Raw genomic sequence first — 20,795 nt, 5'->3', positions numbered from 1 at the left:
CTTTTACTGCCACGAGCCGACGTCGGCATCGTTGCCCTCGCCGCCCGCCTTGTTGTCCGCGCCGTAGCTGAACACGTCGATTTCGCCGTGCACGCCCGGATTCAGATATTGATACTGGCCGCCCCACGGATCGGCCGGCAGGCGTTCCAGATAGCCGCCGTCCTTCCAGTTGTTCGGCACGGGTTCCGTCGTCGGCTTCTCGACGAGCGCGCGCAGACCCTGCTCCTGCGTCGGATAACGGCCGTTGTCCAGCCGGTAGAGCTTCATGGCCTGCATGATGGTGCCGATGTCCTGCTTCGCGGCCACCCGACGCGCTTCGTCGGGGCGGCTCATGATCTTCGGCACGATCAGCGCGGCGAGAATGCCGAGAATCGCGATCACGACCATGATTTCGATGAGCGTAAAACCCCGTTGACGGCGCGCCTTGGCCTTCGTGATTTCCATGCGGCGTTGCGTCCACATTTGCATGACTGCTACCTCGTGTTGATTCAGGGCTTGCGCCCGCTTGATTAAAAACATGCGGCTTCGTTCGACCGAAGCCGCAGAGCATTCTATCGACCGGCCGTCATCGCGCCGTGACCGTGCTCAACGGACGTAAATCGTGGGTCCGGGCGGCACGGGCGGCAGGAAGATTTCCGACTTCGCGCCGTTGCGTTCGACGATGATCGATCGCGCTTTCACCTGCGAGAGCTTCACGCCCTGCGCGAGCGGCCCGCCGAGCGACACCGCCCGCGGCGGCTCGCCGCCGTAGCTGACGATGGCCGCCGCGCCGCCTTGCAGCGCGAGAATCCCGAACAGATGCACGTCCGAATTCGCTTGCCGCTCCAGCTGGCCACCGAAAATAGTCGCGGCCTGTTCGACCGACGGCGTGCGCGTCGCGGCGGCGGCGGGCGACGGCGCGTTCTGGTGAGAAGTCAGCGTGACGACCCAATAGGTCACCGTCACGCAGAAGAGCGCGAGAGCGGCGAGCGTGAGCAGGCGAGTTTGGAGGGCGTTCATTACTGCACCAGATTATTCAGTTCGATGATCGGCAGCATCACCGCGAGCACGATCACCAGCACGACGCCGCCCATCGCGAGAATCAAGAGCGGTTCCAGCAGGCTCGTGAGGAACATCGTGCGGCGTTCGAGTTCGCGCGCTTCGCCTTCGGACGCGCGGTCGAGCATCGTGGTGACGTCGCCGGTGGCTTCGCCCGAGCGGATCAAATGCACCAGCACGGGCGGAAACGTCTTCGTATTGGCGAGCGCGCGCGAGAGCGCCGAGCCTTCGCGCACGCGCACGATGGCGTCGTCGACGTTCTGGCGCATCGCGGTATTGCTCAACGTTTCGCCCGCCGCTTGCAGCGCGCGCAGGATCGGCACGCCGGCGGCCGTGAGAATCGCGAGCGTGCTGGCAAAGCGCACGGTGTTATAGCCGCGCACCAGCTTGCCGACGAGTGGCGCCGTCAAGAGCCAGCGGTCGAACGCCAGGCGCGGTCCGGGCCGCGACAGAATGCGCCGCACGAGCCACGCGACCAGCACCACGCCGATCAGCACCGCCCACCAGTAACTGCGCACGAACGCGGACAGCGCCATCATCATGACGGTGAGGAACGGCAGCGCCTGCTTCGTGCTGGCGAACACGTTCACCACCTGCGGCACCACGTAGCTCAATAGGAACGTGACGATGCCGAACGCGATGATGGTCACGATGCCCGGATACGTGAACGCGAGCACGATCTTCTGCTTCAACGCGTTGCGCTGCTCGATGTAGTCCGCGAGACGCGAGAGCACGAGCCCGAGCTTGCCGGTATGCTCGCCCGCCGCGACGAGCGCGCGATAAATCTCGGGGAAATCCTTCGGATGCTGCGCGAGCGCGTTCGCGAACGAATGGCCGCCGAGCACTTCGGCGCGGATCGCGGCCATCAGTTCGCGAATGTAATCGCGCTCGGACTGCTCGGTCAGCACGGACAACGTTTCGCCGAGCGGCAGGCCGGCGATCAACAGACTCGCGAGCTGGCGCGTGAGAATGGCCTGCTCGCGCTGCGAGAGCCGTCGCCCGAGCGAGAGCCGCTGCTGCCGTTCGCCGCGCGTGCGCGTGCCCGCCGCCTCGACGACGAGCGGCGTCAGTCCTTGCGTGCGCAAATGGCTGCGCGCGGCGCGGGCGCTGTCGGCGTCGAGCACGCCGGTCTGCGTCTTGCCCGCCTGGTCGATGGCTTCGAAACGGAACGCCGGCATACGCTTATTCTCCGCCTGTCACGCGCAGCACTTCTTCGAGCGATGTCACGCCCGCGTTCAGCCAGCGGTTCGCGTCCTCGCGCAGCGTGCGCATGCCGTTCGCGCGGCCTGCGGCGAGAATCTCGGCATCGGCGGCGTTGCGATGGATCAGCGGGCGAATGGCGTCGTCGATCAGTAGCAGTTCGTACACGCCGCGCCGGCCCACGTAGCCCGACTGGCCGCATCGGTCGCAACCGACGGGATGCCAGTGCTTCACGCCGTCTTCTTCCTCGCGCGCTTCCTTGCATACCGGGCACAACTGGCGCACGAGACGCTGCGCGAGCACGCCGAGCAGCGACGACGCGAGCAGATACGGCTCCACGCCCATGTCCGTCAGACGCGTGACGGCGGAGGCGGCGTCGTTCGTGTGCAGCGTCGCGAGCACGAGGTGACCGGTCAGCGAAGCCTGCACCGCAATCTGCGCGGTTTCCAGGTCGCGGATTTCGCCGATCATGATGATGTCCGGGTCCTGACGCAGAATCGAGCGCAGCGCCCGCGCGAACGTCATGCCAATGCGCTCGTTCACCTGCGTCTGGCCGATGCCCGACAGATCGTATTCGATCGGGTCTTCCACCGTCATGATGTTGGTGGTCGTGGTTTCGAGCCGCGACATCGACGCGTAGAGCGTGGTCGTCTTGCCGGAGCCGGTCGGCCCGGTCACGAGCACGATGCCGTGCGGCCGGCCGATCAGCTTGTCGAACTGGACGAGCGTGTCGCGCGCCATGCCGAGCGTTTCGAGATTCAGCCGTTGCGCGTCCTTTTCGAGCAGACGCAGCACGGCGCGCTCGCCGTGGCCGGTCGGCAGCGTGGACACGCGCACGTCCACCGGGCGGCCGCCGACGCGCAGCGTGATGCGGCCATCCTGCGGCAAACGTTTCTCGGCGATATCGAGCTGCGCCATGATCTTGATGCGCGAGATCAGCGCGCCGTGCAGCGCCTTCTTCGGGCGCACGACGTCGCGTAGCGTGCCGTCGACGCGAAAGCGCACGACCGACGCGTTCTCGAACGGCTCGATATGAATATCCGACGCCTGCTCGCGCGCCGCCTGCGTCAGAAGCGCGTTGATCATGCGGATGATCGGCGCGTCGTCTTCCGATTCCAGCAGGTCTTCCACTTCGGGAATGTCCTGCATCAGGCGCGAGAGATCGACTTCGCCTTCCACTTCGCCGACCACTTGCGCCGCGCTGCCGTCGTTACGGGCGTACGCCGAGTTGATCGCGGCGGCAAGTTCGTCGCCGGACTTGCGGACAATCGTCAGCGCGCCGAAGTTGCGCGCGACTTCGGCGAGCGCCGCGTCGTTCGTGCGCTCGCTGATCCACACTTCGATGCCGTCGGCATGCTGCTGGGCGACCAGAATCTGGCCGGTACGCGCGAAGCCGTAGGGCACGAGCCGCGCTGCGAGCGGCGACGCGGCCGTTGCTTCCGTGGCGGTCGTGGTTTCGGCTTCGGCGTTCAGCGTGTTCACGGCTGTCCTCCCGTCTGATTGCCGCCGAGCGGCGCGGCGCTCGGCGCGTTGTTCGGCACCGCGTAGCCCGTCGCGGCGTTGCCAGGCATGGCGTTCGTCGCCGCGTTGCCGGGCATCGCGTTGGTCGCGCCGTTCGCGGGCGCCGGGTAAGTGCTCTGCGGCGCGCTCTGATACGGCTGCGGCGCGGGACCGGCGTTCGGATCCTGCGGCAGCGTGGTGCTCGGCACACCGCGCGTCAGGTTGTTCCAGTCGAGCAGATTCTGGGCCGGAGCGCCACCGCCTTCGCTCGGACCGAGCGGCTTCGGCGGCATCATCGGCACGTTCTGGTCCTTGATCAGGCGGTTGTCCGTCGTCGAACCGTACTGCTGATTGCGCAGATATTCATAGCGCGTATTGGCGATCTGCGAGGCCGTCGCCTGATCGCGAACGATCACCGGGCGCAGGAACACCATGAGGTTCGTCTTCGTGCGCGTCTTGCTTTCGCTGCGGAACAGGCTGCCGATGAACGGAATATCGCCGAGCAGCGGAATCTTGCTGTTGTTGTTGTTGTACTGATCCTGCATCAAACCGCCCAGCACGACGATCTCGCCGTCGTCGGCCAGAATGGTCGATTGCACCGAGCGCGTGTTGATGGTCACGCCGCCCGGATCGGTCTTGGTCGTCGCGTCGACGCTGGAATCTTCCTGATAGATCTGGAGCTTGAGCACGCCGCCGTCGGTGATCTGCGGCTTGACGTGCAGCGTCACGCCCACGTCGCGGCGGTCGAACGTGTTGAACGCGGTCACGGACGTGGCGGCGTTCGCGGTCGGCGTGGCATAGGAGCCCGTCACCACCGGCACGTTCTGACCGACGACGATCTTCGCTTCCTCGTTGTCGAGCGTGATCAGGTTCGGCGTGGACAGAATGTTCGCATCCGCCGAGGTGGAAAGCGCCTGAAGCAGGCCGCCGAGCCCGAACAGATTGCCGAAGCGGTGCAACAGACCGATGTTCAGGCCGTTGGCGAGGAGGCCCGTGGTCGAGGTGACCGCCGACGGATTCTGCGCGATCGCATTGCCCTGCACGGTCAGATCGAAGATGTTCGTGTTGCCGGAGCCGAAGCTCGTGCTGCCGTAGAGCGCGTTGTTGCCGCCGTTCGAGAGCAGCAGGCCCTGCCACTGAATGCCGAGATTCGCGCCGGTCGTGGCCGAGAGTTCGACGATCAGCGCCTCGATATAGACCTGAGCGCGGCGCGCGTCGAGCTGATCGATCACCGCGCGCAAGTTGCGATAGACCGGATCGGCTGCCGTGATGATGAGCGAATTCGTCGCGGAATCCGCCTGGATCATGCCGCCGCCGCCCGTGTCGTTGCCGGTGTCGTTGTCCTTGTTCGACGAAAAGCCCGCGTCGCGCGTGCCGCCGGTGCCGGACATCGGGTTGTTGCCCGTGCCGGAACCGCTGCTGCCGAGGCCGCCGGGCAGTGGCGGAACGCCGGACGTGCCCGTCGAGGTCGACGAGTTGCCGAGCCCGCTCTGCCCGAAGGAATTCGACGAGTTGGAGCCGGAACTGTTCGACGAGTTGTCCGAGTTGCCGCTGCCCTTGCCCAGCATGGCGCGCAGCGTCTTCGCGAGCCGCGTCGCGTCGGCGTTGCGCAGCGGAACGACGTGCATGTTGCCCGGTTGCGAGGTCGGCGCATCCAGCTTCCTCGCCAGTTCCTTGGCCGCCGCGAGCCGCGCGCTGCTGGAGGCGCGGAACATCAGCGAATTGGTGCGCGCATCGGGCGTGACGGTGACCTTCAGCGTCGCGTCCGTGCTGCCGATGGTGCCGGGATCGAGCAGCTTGTTCATCTGGTCCGCGACGTCGATTGCGTTCGCGTTCTTCAGCTGCACGATGTCGACTTCACGGCCCGCCGCCGTGTCGATGCCCGCGATGATGCCCGCGATGCGCCGCACGTTGTCCGCGTAGTCCGTCACGACGAGCGTGTTGTTCGCCGGATAAGCGGCGATGGTGTTGTTCGGCGAGATGAGCGGCCGCAGCACCGGCAGAATGTTGTTCGCCGACTCGTTGTGCAGCACGAACACCTGCGTGACGACCTGATCGCCGCGCGCCGGCGGCGCATTGCCGACGTAGGTCGGCACGCCTTGCAGCTTGGCGTCGGCTTCGGGCACGACCTTCAGAACGCCGTGATCCTGCACGAGCGAGAAGCCCTGCATCCGCAGCGACGCCTGAAGCGTCTTCAGCGCCTGCTCCTCCGGCACCGGATTTTCGGAGACGAGGTTGAGCTGTCCCTTGACGCGGGGATCGACGATGATGGTTTTGCCGGTGGCCGCGCCGATCGCCTTCGCGACCTGGTCGATATCGGCATTGACGAAATTCAACGTCACTTGCGCGTGCGCGGCTTGCGCGACGATAAGTCCCGCCGCCAGCAGTGCCGTCGCGATGCGACGCAGTGCCATAGGTTGTCTTCTCATGGATGTGATGTCTGAGCCGGAATACAAAGAACCGGCTAAGGCAGCACCGTTCGTCAATCCGAGGGCGCTGCCAACCGTGATGCGAACGTGTCCGCCCGACCACGATTATTTATAAAAATGTGACGATAGCAGCTTTGTGTAACGAAATAGTGCAACTTCGTTCGCCGCCGCTTTCGCCCGGCGGCTGCATGCCAAGTGTTCCAGCGCGCTCAAGCTTTCCGACGCCCTGCCGATAACCCATCGGAAGGCTTTTGTCAGACAAGCGACGCACACGGGACCCGAATTGTAACCCGATTAGATTACTTGATTATTCATACGTTTAAGAAACCGCCGATAGGCAGCCGATGATTCCCGTTGGTCCAATCCGCCCTCGGTTGGGCCTATGTCGGCTAGCCAACTTATGGTCGCAGACGTCAGCCGGTATCATACGGGCGGTTCCGTTCCCCAGGCGGCGACGCGTAGCTCGGGTTTTCCCGATGCCGCCGCGCCGCAGACGAGAGCGGACAACGAATCTTGGCGCACGCGCGAGGCGCGGCGCCAGCAGCATGACGGTTCCGCACAGGCGGATGGAGTAGAACGAAGATGAAGCGATTCCTGCGAATACTTGCGATGGGATGCGGCGCCATGCTGGCGGCCGCGTCCGCTCACGCCGACTGTTTCGACGAAGCAGCGAAGTATCAGAAGGTCAATCCGCTCATTCTGCGCGCCATCGCCTGGCAGGAATCCCACAACAAGCCCGACGCCATCAACAAGAACGCCAATGGCTCGACCGACTACGGGCTGATGCAGATCAATTCGATCCACCTCAACACGCTCTCCCAATACGGCATCTCCAGCGGCACGCTGATGGAGCCGTGCAAGAGCGTCTACGTCGCCGCATGGCATTTGCGCCAGAAGATGAACAAGTACGGCAATTCGTGGCAGGCCGTCGGTGCTTACCATTCCGAAACGCCCGCGCTGCGCGACAAGTACTCGGCGCAGATCATCGAGATTTTGCGGCGCTGGAAGTTGTTGCAGGCGTCGAAGTAATTCCCGGTTCTCCAGTGCGCGAGCCGCCGCGCCGCTCGGTGGCTAGCCTCCGCTCACCCCGCGTTTGATGCAGAATCGTGACTTCGATTCTCGTCCAGACGCCCGCAATGAACCAAACGCCACTGCCAGTCACCGTGCTCTCGGGTTTCGTCGGCGCGGGCAAGTCCACGCTCCTCGATGCATTGCTTAACAACAGCGAGGGCGTGCGCATTGGTTCCTTCGCTTGCAGCGCGGGCGATGACGCGATGCAGTCCATCGCCGATGCCATCACGCGGCTCACCGAGCAGCAGCCTCGTTTCGATGCGATCGTGATCGAAGCGCCGCCCGGCGTGAATCCGATGGATATCGCCGAGCACTTCGCTTTCGGCGACGACGAAGACGCGCCTTTCCGAGGCCGCGCGCAACTCGATACGTTCGTCAGCGTCGTCGATGCATCGACTTTCATGCGCGACTACGCGTCGGCGGAGTCGCTTGCGGAACGCGGCATCTTGCTCGGTGGCGAAGCGTCCGACGAAGACAAAACGGTCGTGGAGGCGCTCGTGGAGCAGATCGAATTCTGCGACGTGATCGTGATGAGCAAGACGGACCTCGTCGGCCAGGACGAAGTGGACCGGCTCGCGCACATCTTCCACGCGTTGAATCCGCGCGCTGTCCTCCTGCGGACGGAACACGGCAATGCGCTGCCCGGCGAACTGGTGAACACGGGCCGTTTCGATCTTGACGCAACCGGCAGCGCCGCAGGCTGGCTCGCGATGTTGAATGATGAACACGAAGCCAGCAGCGACGCGGATGCGTCGGGCGTCCGGCATTTCGTCTATCGGGCGCGTAGGCCGTTTCATCCGGAACGGCTGTGGAATCTGCTGCATGAGGAATGGCGCGACGTGCTGCGCGCGAAGGGCTTCTTCTGGCTCGCGACGCGCAGTGTCGTCGGCGGGTCGCTGTCGCAGGCGGGCGGCACGTTGCGGCATGGTCCGGCTGGCGTATGGTGGGCCGCGCAGGACAGAAGCGAATGGCCAACGGATGATCCGGAGCTGGAAGCGGAGATCGTCGCGGAATGGTTCGGCGATCCGGACGACAACAGCATCGGCGATCGACGGCAGGAACTGGTGCTGATGGGCGTCGATCTCGACATCGAGGCGTGGCAGCGAAAGTTCGACGCGTGCCTGTTGACCGACGACGAATGGACGCTCGGCAGCCATGCATGGCAGCAGTTCGACGATCCGTTTCCCGCGTGGGATGTCGAAGATCACGACCATGAGCACGATCACGACCACGGCCCCGACTGCGACTGCGAAGACCATCATCGACATTAGAAGATGAAAAAAAACCCGCCGATGGCGGGTTTCATGGTCCTCTTGGTCTCCGGCTTTTTTCCGCTCATGCGGACGAACCTGAGTAGCTTGCGCAAGACGGGCGCTATCAAGATACGAACACGGTACAACTAAACACGAGCGATGGCGCTGATAAACGCTGAAAGAGCTGCCAGGCGCTGCGCAGCGAGGCGGGCCGCGACGGGCCAGACGCTCAGCGCTTGTTGACTGCGTCCTTGAATGCCTTGCCAGCCGTGAACTTGACGGTCTTGGCGGCCGGAATCTTGATGGATTCGCCGGTCTTCGGGTTACGGCCCGTGCGTGCTGCGCGCTTTCCCGAACCGAAGCTGCCGAAACCGATCAACTGAACTGCGTCACCCTTCGAGACAGCCTTCTTGATGACTTCGAGCAACGTGTCCAGCGTCTCGCCGGTTTGAGCTTTGCTGGCGCCGGTCTGAGCGGCTACGGCGTCGATCAATTCCTGTTTGTTCATTAAGGTTCCTTTATCAGTTTAGGTTGACACGAACAGCGCGAACGCGCCGATTATACGTGCGCAAGCCGTGCAGTCGAGTAGGGACGGGCCTCTGGCGCGTCCGTCCGACGATTCGGCGCAGTTTCGCGCCATGTCACCGGCGTTGCATCCCATCAAATCCCTCGCGCCGCCTTCGAACGAGGCGCTTGGTATGATAGCGCAGCGCAAACCCAATCTGGACAAGGGTTTCAAAGATTTACCCTTATGTAACGGGCTGTTCCGGGCGGCCTCCGTGGGCCGATCACGCGCGGCTCGCTTTCGTGTGCCAAAGCCGCCTGATCGGACAGCGCGCCGTTGGTTTTTGCCAACGTTTCATCGCCAATTCCTTGGCCGTTTCGCGCTGTAAGCCTTGTCGGTACTGGCTTTCGCGGATGCAACCGGTCGTGCTTCAGTGCGGCGCGCGGCGGCGTTCGCCGACTATCCGACGCCTCACAGACGCCCGCTTTCCCTCCCAGGTTCGATGCATGACCGATACATCGCCCGTTAGCGAGCCGCTTCTCGCGCTGCACGATCTTCCGGCGCGCTGGAAGACGAAGCGCGTGTTCACCTTCGTCGATGCCGCCGCGCGCTTCGACACTCGCAGTCTCTTTCTGGCGCTATGGCGCCTCTGGCGCGACGACGCCTCGCGCTGCGAGCGTCTGCATGTGGTCGCGGTGGCACCGCTGCCCGCCCTCGATACGCCGCCGCCCGCCGACAGTGATCCTCTTTTAGCCGAACTCGCTCGCGTCTGGCCGATGCGCGTGCCCGGCGTGCATCGGCTCGAATTCGAAGCGGGGCGTGTCGTGCTCACGCTTGCCGTCGGCGACGACATGCTGTCGAAGCTCTGGCTGCGCGCCGACGCGTTTCATGTCGACGCGACGCCAGACGACGATCCGCGCAAGTGGAGCAAGACGCTCGCGCGCTTCGCGGGCGATGGCGCGACGCTCTGCGTCGACGTCGCCGAGCCAGGCCGCGACTCGTGGACGCGCGCGCTCGCTGCCTCCGGCTTCGAATGCCGTCCAAGCGACGGTCGAATCGCTGCGCATTTCGCGCCGCGCTGGCGCGTTCGACGTCACGAGCCGCCGCTGCCCGCGAATGTCACCACGCGCGAGGCCATCGTCATCGGCGCGGGACTGGCGGGGTGCGCGGTGACGTCGTGCTTCGCGTCGCGCGGCTGGCGCGTGACGCTGATCGACCGGCACGCATCGCCCGCGCGAGACGCGTCGGGTAATCCTGCCGGCGTCTTTCACCCGATCGTGTGGCGCGACGACAGCAGCGCCGCGCGCCTCACGCGGGCGGGCTTCCTGTGCGCGCTGCAACGATGGCAGACGCTCGAAGCCGCAGGCCACGACTTGGGGCGCAGCGCGGGTTTGCTGCAGATCGCCGATTCGGAAGAAGACGCAAAGGCGCTCGCCGACGCCATCGCGCGATTCGGCTATCCGCGCAACTACGTGACGCCGACGACGTGCGACGACGCATCGCGCGTGGCGGGCGTCGAAGTGGCGCGAGGCGGCTGGCTCTTTCCGCGCGGCGGCGCCATTTCGCCGGCCGCGGTCTGCGCGGCTCAACTCGCCGCTGCCGGCGACGCGCTCACCATGCGCATGAATTCGGCCGTCGCGCAGATCGCATTCGACGGCCGCGACTGGCGTGCTTTCGACGCCCGAGGCGAACTGATCGCGAAAGCGCCGGTTATGGTGCTCGCCAATGCGCACGACGCGGCGCGTCTGGCCAGCCTGCACGGAGATCCGACCCGCGGCGTGCGCGGTCAGCTTTCGATTGTCGAGATGAGCCCGCTCGATGCGCTGACGCTGCCCGTGGTCGGCGACGGCTATGCGGTGCCGCTCGGCGCGCGGCGCACGCTGATCGGCGCGACCTACGACATCGACGAGACTGATCCGCACGTGCGCGAAGCCGGGCATGCGGAGAACGTCGAGCGCGTCGGGCGCATGCTCGGCGGCATCGGCGATATACGCGCCTCGCAGGGCCGCGTCGCGTTTCGCTGCGTGACGAGTGATCGCATGCCGATGATCGGCGCGCTCGCCGACGAAACCGCCGCCCGCCGCGATGCCCGTCGCCTTTCCGGCGCATGGCCGCTCGACCTGCCGCGCATGCCGGGCTTGCACGGCGCGTTCGCCTTCGGTTCGCGCGGGCTCGTCTGGGCGACGCTCGCGGCAGAACTGATCGCGTCCCAAGCGGAGGGCGAGCCGTGGCCGATCGAACGCGAACTGGCCGAAGCCGTCGATCCCGCGCGATTCTTTTTACGAGCGTTACGTCACGGAGAAATCGGCCCGCCCTAGTTATCCTCGGAAATCTGTGGATAAGTCGGCGAAATCCGCAAGAAGGAGCTGTGGGCGCATTGTGTACGTAAACGGGACAAGCCGGAGACCGCCCGTTAACCGCCGAAAGTTGTTCCGAGTTAACGGCGCGGGACGACCGGGTTTACCGCGCGCTTTTTCGGTTGACATGTGCTTGATCGGAAAGCACAAAGACCAGTTGTCCACAGCGGCTGCGGCGCCTTGTTAACTACTACTACGTTTAAATACAGTAAACCTGTAAACACCTGGAGACGACGTCATCGGAAGCCCAGGAAACGCGTGGACTGCCGGTCAGCTTTTCCGAAGAAGAACGTCTGCGGTCGGCTTTACCTCATAAGAATCATAAACTTGCAGTTTTCGCCGGGGACATGACTGTGTGGCACAATCGCGCTTCTTCCTGCGTCGCGCCGTCCAGACGGCGGACGCCTCAATGGAACGACGCTTGCAACGCGAAACTCCGATCATCGCGCTGCAACGCCGTTCGCTGCGTCCGGCCAGTCTCGCTCTAAGCGTCGCACTGGACCGGGACGCATCGTCTAATCCGTGCACGGCCGGTTCCGTGACGCCGTGTTCGTTCGTATTCGTTTCGCCTGAATGAACTACGCCCGTGGCGGGAGCGGGTCGTGAGCATGCGTGCCGTCCGCTGACGTTTTTCGCCCACCGCGCGGCCGGACGTGCCCCTCTGCCTGAAGCAACGAAGGAGAAGCCCACACGATGAATTCGGCATTTTCATTTCTGCCCGCCTGGCCGCTCGAACCCGACGCCATTCTCTGGGCCGGTCTCGCGCTCGTCACCGCGGGGCTCGCCGGAGAACTGCTATGGCGCGCGTGGCGTCTGCCGCGCATCACCGGCTATGCGGTGATCGGGCTGATCGCGGGCAACGCGGGCCTCGGCGTGATCGACGCGAGCGCGGGCGGTCTGTCGCGTCCGCTACTTGACGTCGCGCTCGGGCTGCTGCTTTTCGAACTGGGCGGCCGGCTCGATTTGCGCTGGATCCGCCGCAATCCGTATCTGATTCTGTCGAGCATCGCGGAATCGACGCTCACGTTCGGTCTCGTGCTGATCGCGCTGATCCTGTTCCATGTGCCGACGATGCCGTCGGTGGTGATCGCCGCCATCGCGATGTCCACGTCGCCGGCCATGGTCATTCAGCTGAAAACCGAGCTGCGCGCGGAAGGCCAGGTGACGCAGCGCCTGATGACGCTGACCGCGCTAAACAGCATGTACGCGGTGATCGTCGAAAAGCTGGCGGCGGGCGTGCTGCATCAGGAGATCTACGGCAATCCATTCGCGACGATCCTTCAGCCGCTTTATCTGCTGATCGGGTCGCTTGTGCTGGCGTTTTTGCTGGCGCGCGGCTGCAATCTGCTTTATCGACGCCTGAACGCCAACGATGAGCATTCGTTCGTGGCGCTCTTCGGACTCGTGCTGCTTGCCATCGCTATCGCTCACCTCTTCAAGCTCTCGACGATCTTCGCGTTGCTCGCGGCCGGCATCATCGTGAAAAACGCGGACGAGCGGCCGCAGTTGTGGCCATCGCACTTCGGTTCCGCGGGATGGCTGCTCACCGTCATTCTGTTTGCGCTCACGCTGACATCGTTTGCGTGGCGAGATATCGCGCTCGGCGGCGTCGCGGCGCTGGGCCTCGTGCTCGCGCGCTTCATCGGCAAGCTGATCGGCGTGCTCATTTTCGCGAAGCCGAGCGGGCTGGAATGGAAGCAGGGCGTGGCGCTCGGCGTGGCGTTGACGCCGATGTCGGCGCTCGCGTATCTGCTCGTCGACGATATGTATGTGCTGTATCCCGACTATGATCCGACGCTGCGCGCCATCGTGATGTGCTCGATCGTGCTGCTGCAGATCGTGACGCCGTTCGTGGTGTACCGTAGTTTGTCGGCGGTGGGCGAGCGGCGCGAGTAAGCGCATTCGAGTATCGCCCGGCCGGCAAAGCATTGATTCAACAAGAGGCGTCATGGCACTAGAACCCTTCATCAACTCGGAACCGTTCACGTTCGGCGTCGAGCTAGAAATCCAGGTCGTGAATACGCACGACTACGATCTGACCAAGGCCGCGTCCGACCTCATGCGTCTTATCAAGGACGAGAAGATTCCGGGCAACATCACGCCCGAGATCACCGAAAGCATGATCGAGCTGTCGACCGGCATTTGCACTACGCACGAACAAGCCGTGACGGACCTGCGCAAGATTCGCGATACGCTCGTGGCGGCGGCCGACCAGCTGAATGTCGGGCTGGCCGGCGGCGGCACGCATGCGTTCCAGCAATGGAGCGACCGCCAGATCTACGACGCGCCGCGCTTTCAGTACATCTCTGAGCTGTACGGCTATCTCGCCAAGCAGTTCACGGTGTTCGGTCAGCACGTGCATATCGGCTGCCCCGACCCGAACAGCGCGCTTTTCCTGCTGCATTCGATGTCGCGCTACATTCCGCACTTCATCGCGCTCTCGGCTTCTTCGCCGTATATTCAGGGCGTCGATACGGGCTTTCACTCCGCGCGGCTCAATTCGGTCTTCGCGTTTCCGTTGTCCGGCCGCGCGCCGTTCGTGCTGACGTGGGACAGCTTCGAGGAATATTTCTCGAAGATGGTCCACACGGGCGTCGTGAACAGCATGAAAGACTTCTACTGGGACATTCGCCCGAAGCCCGGCTTCGGCACCATCGAGGTCCGCGTGATGGATACGCCGCTTTCGGTCGATCGCGCGGCAGCCATCGCGTGTTATATCCAGACGCTCTCGCGCTATCTCCTGCTCGACAAGCCGCTCATGCCGCAGGAAGACGATTACCTCGTCTATACGTTCAACCGCTTCGAGGCATGCCGCTTCGGGATGGAAGGCACGTGCGTCCACCCGCAGACGGGCGAGCGGCGCACGGTCGCCGAAGACATTCTGGCGACGCTCGACGTGCTCGCGCCGCATGCGGAAGCGCTCGGATCGCAGGCCGCGCTCGCGCAGATCGCCGACATCGCGCGCGGCGGCGTCAACGATGCGACTTGGCTGCGCGGCGTGTTCGACAAGGAAAAGTCCCTGCATGAAGCTGTGAGACAGCAATGTCTGCAATGGCGTGCGTGACCGAAGGACGTGAATGCACAAGTCACGGAAATCCTTAAGGCACGCTTAAGACTTTTCGCGCATCGTGATGCTTTGACGGTTGCCCCACATAGGCCGCTTGGAACAAATCCTAAGCGGCTTTATTGTTTTCCGTGTGTATGGAATGCGTGCATGCCGCAGTGAGAATGAAATGCGCGCGCCAACGTTTGAGCAGAAGCTAATGCACTCTCCTCAAGATTTCTGTGAAGCGTCCGTATACATCGAGAAGGCTTCCGGCAATCGCAAACTTAGTCCGGACAACGCAGGAATCCTGTAGCGGTAAGAGTCGTTACCGTGCGTTACGGTCTGTGGAGCCGCTGGCAAAAAACCAGGCACCATGACGGTAATTGGCAATGAAGTCCTCTTGGCTTGAACGGCAGGTGCTTGGTGGTCCAGAGCGCAGTCTCAACGAAATACCGCGCTTTTCCACGGGTTATCCACAGTTTTGCGTGGATAATTAAGGTGTACGTTTGGTCTCAGTCGCTTAGAATGGCGACTTCGCTGATGGCGGGGTATAGTCGGCGAAAAAGCAGCGCCGGCATCACACAAGAAGGCGCAAAACGAAGAGGGTTGCAATGTCCCCATTCAGGCAAACCGAATTGGCTTGGTACGCCTGAATTTTGAGACGGCGGGGACCACAAACCGGGAGTTATCCCGAAGAACGGGCAACGTGAATCGGGGCGGCTTTCGGGGCGAGGTGTTCGCTTAACAGCGAACGGGCTGTCGAAACCCATAAAGCGGAAAACAAGCGAAATATTATGAGTGAAGGCGTTTACGGAGAGCAGGCGACGGGGCGGGTGACCCACGGCCTGCTGCGGCTGAGCACGGCGATGCGCAGCCAGGCATGGGAATGGGCGGAAGGTGCGGGGCTGACGCCTACCCAGGGTGAAATTCTCGTGTTGCTGATGCAGCGCAAGGGGCCCATGCGCCTCGGCGAGATCGCACGCGAAACGGCGCTGACGGCCGCGACCACGAGCGATGCCGTGAGCACGCTCGAAGGCAAGGGACTCGTCGAAAAGCGCCGCGCGCTGGACGACGGCCGCGCGCTAGCCGTGCGCCTGACGTCGCGCGGACGCACAGCGGCGAAGAAGGCGCTGCAATGGCCCGACTTCCTGTCGAAGGCGGTCGGCACGCTGCGCGAAGACGAGCAGGCGACGTTCTATCGCACGCTGCTCAAGACCATTCGCCAACTGGAAGCCCAGCAGCACATTCCGGCGCATCGCATGTGTCTCTCGTGCACGCACTTCGAGGTCAGCAAGAACCCGAAGAAGGTCCCGCACCATTGCGCGCTCCTGCAGATCGACATGGCGGACACCGATCTTCGTCTCGACTGTTCGGTATACGAAGAAGGCGATCTGAACACGCAGAAGAAAAGCTGGAAGGTCTTCGCGCAGATCGCCTGAGTTCGGGCGCAGCGGCATTTGCGGCATTCCACGCTGTGAGGCGGCGGCCAGTCGGTTAGACTGTGCCCGTCGCGCCTCGCCGCGAGGCGCGGCTCGTCATGTAGAGACGTTCCGAGCCACGCACGCCGATCCACGGAAAGCCGCCGATGAAACCTGAAGTCTTGGCCATTCGCCACGTTCATTTCGAAGACCTCGGCAGTCTGGAACTCGTCGTCGGCGATCGCGGGCATCTCGTGCGCTATCTCGATGTCGGGCGCGGGCGCATCGGCGCGCCCAATCCGCTCGATCCGTCGTTGCTCGTCGTGCTCGGCGGGCCCATCGGCGCGTATGAAGACGCGCAGTATCCGCATCTCGCTCCGCTTTTGTCGATGCTCGAAAAGCGCATCGCCGCGGGGCTTCCCACCATCGGCATCTGTCTCGGCTCGCAACTGATCGCGCGGGCGCTTGGGGCGCGTGTCTATTCATCGAATGATCTCGAACTCGGCTGGTCGCCGCTCACGCTGACCGAAGCGGGGCGCGCGTCGCCGTTGCGTCATCTCGAAGCGGATGGTCACGCGGTGCCCGTGTTCCACTGGCACGGCGACACATTCGATCTTCCGGACGGCGCGACGCTGCTCGCGTCCACCGAGCGATGCGCGCATCAGGCGTTCTCTTGGGGCGACCATGTTCTCGCGCTCCAATGTCACGCCGAAGTGCTTGCGGATCGCTTCGAGAACTGGCTCGTCACTTATCCGGGCGATCTCGCCCGCAGCGGCACGACCGCCGCCGCCTTGCGTGAAGCCACCGCGCAGCATGGCCCCGCGCTGGAACGCGCCGCGCGCGCGATGTTCGGCGAATGGCTCGACCGCTTTCCGGTCGACGCGCATCGCGACTAAGCCCGGCGGCGCTGCACGAACAAAACGCAGGTGCTATTCTCGTTCGCTTCTTTCTTCGCGACGGGCTTAACACATGAGCGCGCTGTTCACTCCGGCCACCCTGCGCAGTCTGCAGTTGCCGAATCGCATTGTCGTTTCGCCGATGTGCCAGTACTCCGCCGAGCGCGGCGAAGCCACCGCGTGGCACATGATCCATCTCGGCCATCTGGCGCTCTCCGGCGCGGGCATGCTATGCATCGAGGCGACGGCCGTGGAGCCGGACGGACGCATCACGCCGGGCGATCTCGGCCTCTGGGACGACGCGACCGAAGCGGCATTGCGTCCGGTGCTCGCCGCCATTCGCCAGCATTCGAACATCGCGGTGACGATGCAGCTCGCGCACGCGGGCCGCAAGGCATCGAGCCAGAAGCCGTGGGAAGGCGGCCAGCTCGTTCCCGTCGCGGATGGCGGCTGGATGACGCATGCGCCGTCCGCCATTGCTCACAAGCCGGAAGAAACACCGCCGCTCGCGCTCGATACCGCCGGCCTCTTGCGCGTGAAGGAAGCGTTTGCGGCGTCGGCGCGGCGCGCGGCGCGGCTCGGCATCGACGCGCTCGAAGTTCACGCGGCGCACGGTTATCTGCTGCACCAGTTCCTGTCGCCGCTCGCTAATCAGCGCACGGACGAGTACGGCGGCTCGCGCGAGAACCGCATGCGCTATCCGCTCGAAATCTTCGATGCGGTGCGCGCCGCGTTTCCCGCCGACAAGCCGGTCGGCGTGCGCGTCTCGGCGACGGATTGGGTCGAAGGCGGATGGGATATCGAAGACACTATCGCGTTTGCCGCGCGACTGAAGGAGCGCGGTGTCGACTGGGTCGACGTTTCCTCGGGCGGCGTATCGCCGCAACAGAAGATTCCGCTCGAGCCGGGCTATCAGGTGCCGTTCGCCAAAGCCGTGAAGGAAGCGACCGGCGCGAATACCATCGCCGTCGGTCTCATCACGGATGCGAAGCACGCGGAAGAGATCGTCGCGAGCGGGCAGGCCGATTTTGTCGCGATGGCGCGCGCCATGCTCTACGATCCGCGCTGGCCGTGGCACGCGGCGGCCGAACTGGGCGCGACCGTCAGCGCGCCGCCGCAGTATTGGCGCTCGCAGCCGCGCGAGCAGAAGCATCTGTTCGGCGACATCTCGTTCGGACAGCGTTGATGCCGAGCGGTTGAGATCGAAGCGCGCGGGAGTGTACGATACCGTGCTGACGGTCGAACGCGGCGCCTTCGAGGCCACCGCGTTTTTTTATTGCCGCAGGCCAAAGCGCCCCACATAGATTCGATATAGAAGGACCATTCGATGAGTTCACGGAGGATCACCGTTCGCCGCTCGGGCGTGCATGGCAAGGGCGTGTTCGCCGCGAAGCCCATCGCGGCCGGCGAAGAGGTGATGGAGTACAAGGGCGAGCGCATCTCGTGGAAAGAGGCGCTGCGCCGGCATCCGCATAACCCGGACGAGCCGAATCACACGTTCTACTTTGCGCTGGAAGACGGGCGCGTGATCGACGGCAAGATCGACGGCAACAGCGCGAAATACATCAACCATTCGTGCGCGCCGAATTGCGAGGCCGAGGAAATTGAAGGGCGTGTGTTCATTCGCGCGCTGCGCGACATCGAGCCGGATGAAGAGCTCAATTACGACTACGGGCTCGTGATCGAAGGGCGCATCACGAAGAAGCTCAAGAAGGAATACGAGTGCCGCTGCGGCGCGAAGAAGTGTCGCGGAACGATGCTCGCGTTGAAGCCGGAAAAGGAGGCGAAGAAAGAGAAGAAGTAAGCGGACCGCGCCGCCTAGTGCCGCGCGGAATCCGTCGCCGATGCATGCGCTTTGACCGGCAGACGCACGATGAACCGTGCGCCGCCTTCCGGCGCATCCTCGTAATGCACGCTGCCGCCGTGCAGCGCGACGATGTCGTGCACGATGGCGAGCCCGAGGCCCGCGCCGCCTTCCACGCTTTGTCCGTCGCCACGGAAAAATCGCTTGAAGAGATCCGGCTGCTGGTCGCCCGGCACGCCCGGACCGTTGTCCTCGATCACCACTTCGCCGAAGCGCGCGCCCGTCGCGTCGCGCCATTCGCCGACCGTCAGCGTGATGCGCGCGCCGTCATAGCGCGAAGGCGGCACGTACTTGAGCGCGTTGTCGATCAAGTTGGCGATCACTTCCCGCGCCAGCACGACATTGCCGCGCACGACGATCGGATGTTCGTTCTCGGGATCGTCCGTGCGCTGAAAGCCGAGATCGACGCCGGCCGAAAGCGCGCGCGGCACCCATTCCGCGCCGGTTTCGAACGCGAGCGCGGCGAGATCGAAATCCGCGAAGCGCGCCGCCTGCTCGCCCGGTTCGGCGCGTGCCAGCGACAACAACTGATTCGACAGCCGCACGGCACGGTCCGCCGACGCGCGCAGTTCCTTCACCGCTTCGAGTGCCTTCGCGGGATCGCGTGAACTGAGCGCCTGCTCCGCGTGCAGCTTGACGGCGGTCAGCGGCGTGCGCAACTGATGCGCGGCATCCGCGATGAACTTGCGCTGCGCATCCAGCGCCGCCTGCAAACGCACGAGCAGCGCGTTCATCGCGCTCGTGAGCGGACGGACTTCGCTCGGCACGTGCGATTCGTCGACCGGTTCGAGCGAGATATGCGTCTGCCGATTGAGCGCGTCGGCCAGATCGGTGAGCGGATTCAGCTGCTGGTTCACGACGCGCCACACGATGACCCAGCCGGCGAGCAGCAACAACAGCAGCGGCATCATGATCGCGACGAGAAACTCCACCGCGATGCGATACCGCGACCCCACGCGCTGCGCCACTTCGACGACGATCGGATTGCCGCGCGGCTGCGGCACGCGAACCTGCGCGGCCCGCACGCTGGTGCCCTGATAGTGCGTCTCGAAGACGTAGGCGTAGTGAATGCGCCGCACGGAAGTGCCCGTGAGCGGCAAGTCGGAATCGCCGGCGATTTCCTGATCGCCCGTGCTGATGCGATAGACGAGCTGCTCGATGGGATCGGAGAACATTGCCTGCGCGAGCGGCGGCACGGTGACGGGCGCATCGACGCCGGCAAGCTGAATCTGCTTCGAGATGGCCGTGGCGAGATCCGCGAGCGAGCGGTCCACCACATGCTGCGTGTACTGCCACGCGAGCCAGTACGCCATGAGCCCGCTCATCAGCGCGAGCAGGGACAGCGGCGCGGCGAGGCGGCGCAGCAGTGTGCGCCGCAGGCTCGGAGGCGCGGCAGGGTGAGCGGGCTTCGATCGCGCCAGATCGAGCCAGTCTTCGCGGGCGAAACGCTGATCGCCCGCGCGCCGGGTGGGAAGTCGCAAAGCGTTCTAGGGCAGAAGCGGCCGGTTCCTCACGCCGCCTGCCGGATCTCCTGAAGCAGATAGCCGAAACCGCGCACCGTGACGATTTCCACGCGCGTGTTCTCGAGCTTCTTGCGCACGCGGTGAACATAGACTTCAATCGCCGTGTCGCCGAGATCGCCGCCGAAGTGCGTCAGATGATCCTGCAACTGCGCCTTGCTCACGACGCGGCCATGACGCAGCAGCAGCATTTCGAGCACCGCGAATTCGCGCGGCGAGAGTTCGAGCGGGCGCTCGTCGTTGAAGATGCGGCGATCCACGCCCGAGAGCCGCAAGCCGCCGAGCGTCACTTCGGGGCGCGGCACGTCGCCGTGCGGGCCGCTACGGCGCATCACGGCGCGAATGCGGGCTTCGAGTTCCTGCGGCTCGAACGGCTTGAGCATGTAGTCGTCGGCGCCGCTGTTCAGGCCCTGCACGCGGTCATGCAGTTCGTCGCGCGCGGTCAGGATGATGACCGGCGTATGCCGGTTGCCCTGGCGAAAGCGCGAGAGCAGCGTCATGCCGTCGATGCCGGGCAGGCCCAGATCGAGAATGACGAGCTCGTGGCGGTTTTGCGCGAGCGCCTGCTCGGCGAAGATGCCGTCGTGAACCATGTCGACGGTGAAGCCGGATTGCTCCAGGCTGCTTTGAATGCCGCGCGCAATAGGGCGGTCGTCTTCAATCAGAAGGATTCGCATGAAGTCGCTCAGTACAATTGG

Annotated in this window: 17 protein-coding genes; 9 read left to right on the top strand and 8 right to left on the bottom strand. The window is 64.2% G+C overall.

Features of this window, described 5'->3' with window-relative positions; genetic code table 11:
* Positions 1-3: 3 nt before the first annotated feature.
* From gspG to gspD, 5 genes are all read right to left on the bottom strand, one after another.
* Positions 4-468 (bottom strand): type II secretion system major pseudopilin GspG, encoded by a 465-nt coding sequence (gspG, locus tag HWX53_RS01315; RefSeq protein ID WP_244139978.1) that lies wholly within the window; start codon positions 466-468, stop codon positions 4-6.
* A gap of 117 nt (positions 469-585) precedes the next feature.
* Positions 586-999 carry a general secretion pathway protein GspC gene (locus HWX53_RS01310; protein WP_175938724.1) on the bottom strand — a complete coding sequence of 138 codons (414 nt, stop codon included), beginning with the start codon at positions 997-999 and terminating at the stop codon, positions 586-588.
* Positions 999-2,216 carry a type II secretion system inner membrane protein GspF gene (gspF, locus tag HWX53_RS01305; RefSeq protein ID WP_175938722.1) on the bottom strand — a complete coding sequence of 406 codons (1,218 nt, stop codon included), beginning with the start codon at positions 2,214-2,216 and terminating at the stop codon, positions 999-1,001. The genes HWX53_RS01310 and gspF overlap by 1 nt, the downstream gene beginning before the upstream one ends.
* A 4-nt stretch (positions 2,217-2,220) precedes the next feature.
* Positions 2,221-3,711 carry a type II secretion system ATPase GspE gene (gene gspE, locus HWX53_RS01300; RefSeq protein ID WP_175940558.1) on the bottom strand — a complete coding sequence of 497 codons (1,491 nt, stop codon included), beginning with the start codon at positions 3,709-3,711 and terminating at the stop codon, positions 2,221-2,223.
* Between the two features lie 5 nt (positions 3,712-3,716).
* Positions 3,717-6,152 (bottom strand): type II secretion system secretin GspD, encoded by a 2,436-nt coding sequence (gspD, locus tag HWX53_RS01295; protein WP_244139977.1) that lies wholly within the window; start codon positions 6,150-6,152, stop codon positions 3,717-3,719.
* Between the two features lie 597 nt (positions 6,153-6,749).
* Between gspD and HWX53_RS01290 the strand changes: the two genes are divergently transcribed.
* Together HWX53_RS01290 and HWX53_RS01285 are read left to right on the top strand one after the other, a co-directional pair.
* A complete protein-coding gene (locus HWX53_RS01290; protein ID WP_175938720.1) occupies positions 6,750-7,196 on the top strand; it encodes a lytic transglycosylase domain-containing protein in 447 nt (148 codons plus the stop codon).
* Between the two features lie 107 nt (positions 7,197-7,303).
* The gene (locus HWX53_RS01285) at positions 7,304-8,509 is read left to right on the top strand and encodes a GTP-binding protein (RefSeq protein ID WP_175938718.1); all 1,206 of its coding nucleotides are present in this window, start codon (positions 7,304-7,306) and stop codon (positions 8,507-8,509) included.
* A 211-nt stretch (positions 8,510-8,720) separates the two neighbouring features.
* Here HWX53_RS01285 and HWX53_RS01280 read toward each other — a convergent pair whose 3' ends face one another.
* Complete coding sequence (locus HWX53_RS01280) at positions 8,721-8,999, bottom strand: HU family DNA-binding protein (protein ID WP_008352404.1); 279 nt, start codon at positions 8,997-8,999, stop codon at positions 8,721-8,723.
* A gap of 503 nt (positions 9,000-9,502) precedes the next feature.
* On the opposite strand from HWX53_RS01280, the gene mnmC reads away from it, so the two are divergent.
* From mnmC to HWX53_RS01245, 7 genes are all read left to right on the top strand, one after another.
* Positions 9,503-11,314 carry a bifunctional tRNA (5-methylaminomethyl-2-thiouridine)(34)-methyltransferase MnmD/FAD-dependent 5-carboxymethylaminomethyl-2-thiouridine(34) oxidoreductase MnmC gene (gene mnmC, locus HWX53_RS01275; protein ID WP_175938716.1) on the top strand — a complete coding sequence of 604 codons (1,812 nt, stop codon included), beginning with the start codon at positions 9,503-9,505 and terminating at the stop codon, positions 11,312-11,314.
* A 732-nt stretch (positions 11,315-12,046) separates the two neighbouring features.
* Positions 12,047-13,249, top strand: coding sequence for a cation:proton antiporter (locus HWX53_RS01270; RefSeq protein WP_175938714.1), 1,203 nt, complete (start codon positions 12,047-12,049; stop codon positions 13,247-13,249).
* Positions 13,250-13,301: 52 nt separating this feature from the next.
* Positions 13,302-14,417: a YbdK family carboxylate-amine ligase gene (locus tag HWX53_RS01265; protein WP_175938712.1), complete on the top strand. Its 1,116-nt coding sequence runs from the start codon at positions 13,302-13,304 to the stop codon at positions 14,415-14,417.
* A gap of 776 nt (positions 14,418-15,193) precedes the next feature.
* Positions 15,194-15,838 (top strand): MarR family winged helix-turn-helix transcriptional regulator, encoded by a 645-nt coding sequence (locus HWX53_RS01260; protein ID WP_175938710.1) that lies wholly within the window; start codon positions 15,194-15,196, stop codon positions 15,836-15,838.
* A gap of 146 nt (positions 15,839-15,984) precedes the next feature.
* On the top strand, positions 15,985-16,713 hold the full coding sequence (locus tag HWX53_RS01255; RefSeq protein WP_175938708.1) for a glutamine amidotransferase: 729 nt from the start codon (positions 15,985-15,987) through the stop codon (positions 16,711-16,713).
* A 73-nt stretch (positions 16,714-16,786) separates the two neighbouring features.
* Positions 16,787-17,899, top strand: a complete 1,113-nt coding sequence (locus HWX53_RS01250) for an NADH:flavin oxidoreductase/NADH oxidase (protein ID WP_175938706.1) — start codon at positions 16,787-16,789, stop codon at positions 17,897-17,899.
* Positions 17,900-18,040: 141 nt separating this feature from the next.
* Complete coding sequence (locus HWX53_RS01245; protein ID WP_175938704.1) at positions 18,041-18,517, top strand: SET domain-containing protein-lysine N-methyltransferase; 477 nt, start codon at positions 18,041-18,043, stop codon at positions 18,515-18,517.
* A 14-nt stretch (positions 18,518-18,531) separates the two neighbouring features.
* Here the strand turns inward: HWX53_RS01245 and HWX53_RS01240 are convergent, their stop codons facing one another.
* Positions 18,532-20,058 (bottom strand): sensor histidine kinase, encoded by a 1,527-nt coding sequence (locus HWX53_RS01240; RefSeq protein ID WP_241269809.1) that lies wholly within the window; start codon positions 20,056-20,058, stop codon positions 18,532-18,534.
* Between the two features lie 29 nt (positions 20,059-20,087).
* Positions 20,088-20,774 carry a response regulator transcription factor gene (locus HWX53_RS01235; RefSeq protein WP_035962098.1) on the bottom strand — a complete coding sequence of 229 codons (687 nt, stop codon included), beginning with the start codon at positions 20,772-20,774 and terminating at the stop codon, positions 20,088-20,090.
* Positions 20,775-20,795 lie beyond the last annotated feature (21 nt).

It is taken from the genome of Caballeronia sp. BCC1704, assembly GCF_902833455.1.
In the GTDB taxonomy this organism is placed as follows: Bacteria; Pseudomonadota; Gammaproteobacteria; order Burkholderiales; family Burkholderiaceae; genus Caballeronia.
The sequence above is the reverse complement of the archived record's forward strand: the minus strand, read 5'-3'. Positions and strand labels throughout refer to the sequence as shown.

What these genes read in the sequence shown, in the direction of transcription:
- gspG (WP_244139978.1), bottom strand. Translation starts at nt 468, where the DNA reads ATGCAAATGTGGACGCAACGCCGCATGGAAATCACGAAGGCCAAGGCG.
- HWX53_RS01310 (WP_175938724.1), bottom strand. Translation starts at nt 999, where the DNA reads ATGAACGCCCTCCAAACTCGCCTGCTCACGCTCGCCGCTCTCGCGCTC.
- gspF (WP_175938722.1), bottom strand. Translation starts at nt 2,216, where the DNA reads ATGCCGGCGTTCCGTTTCGAAGCCATCGACCAGGCGGGCAAGACGCAG.
- gspD (WP_244139977.1), bottom strand. Translation starts at nt 6,152, where the DNA reads ATGGCACTGCGTCGCATCGCGACGGCACTGCTGGCGGCGGGACTTATC.
- HWX53_RS01290 (WP_175938720.1), top strand. Translation starts at nt 6,750, where the DNA reads ATGAAGCGATTCCTGCGAATACTTGCGATGGGATGCGGCGCCATGCTG.
- HWX53_RS01285 (WP_175938718.1), top strand. Translation starts at nt 7,304, where the DNA reads ATGAACCAAACGCCACTGCCAGTCACCGTGCTCTCGGGTTTCGTCGGC.
- HWX53_RS01280 (WP_008352404.1), bottom strand. Translation starts at nt 8,999, where the DNA reads ATGAACAAACAGGAATTGATCGACGCCGTAGCCGCTCAGACCGGCGCC.
- mnmC (WP_175938716.1), top strand. Translation starts at nt 9,503, where the DNA reads ATGACCGATACATCGCCCGTTAGCGAGCCGCTTCTCGCGCTGCACGAT.
- HWX53_RS01270 (WP_175938714.1), top strand. Translation starts at nt 12,047, where the DNA reads ATGAATTCGGCATTTTCATTTCTGCCCGCCTGGCCGCTCGAACCCGAC.
- HWX53_RS01265 (WP_175938712.1), top strand. Translation starts at nt 13,302, where the DNA reads ATGGCACTAGAACCCTTCATCAACTCGGAACCGTTCACGTTCGGCGTC.
- HWX53_RS01260 (WP_175938710.1), top strand. Translation starts at nt 15,194, where the DNA reads ATGAGTGAAGGCGTTTACGGAGAGCAGGCGACGGGGCGGGTGACCCAC.
- HWX53_RS01255 (WP_175938708.1), top strand. Translation starts at nt 15,985, where the DNA reads ATGAAACCTGAAGTCTTGGCCATTCGCCACGTTCATTTCGAAGACCTC.
- HWX53_RS01250 (WP_175938706.1), top strand. Translation starts at nt 16,787, where the DNA reads ATGAGCGCGCTGTTCACTCCGGCCACCCTGCGCAGTCTGCAGTTGCCG.
- HWX53_RS01245 (WP_175938704.1), top strand. Translation starts at nt 18,041, where the DNA reads ATGAGTTCACGGAGGATCACCGTTCGCCGCTCGGGCGTGCATGGCAAG.
- HWX53_RS01235 (WP_035962098.1), bottom strand. Translation starts at nt 20,774, where the DNA reads ATGCGAATCCTTCTGATTGAAGACGACCGCCCTATTGCGCGCGGCATT.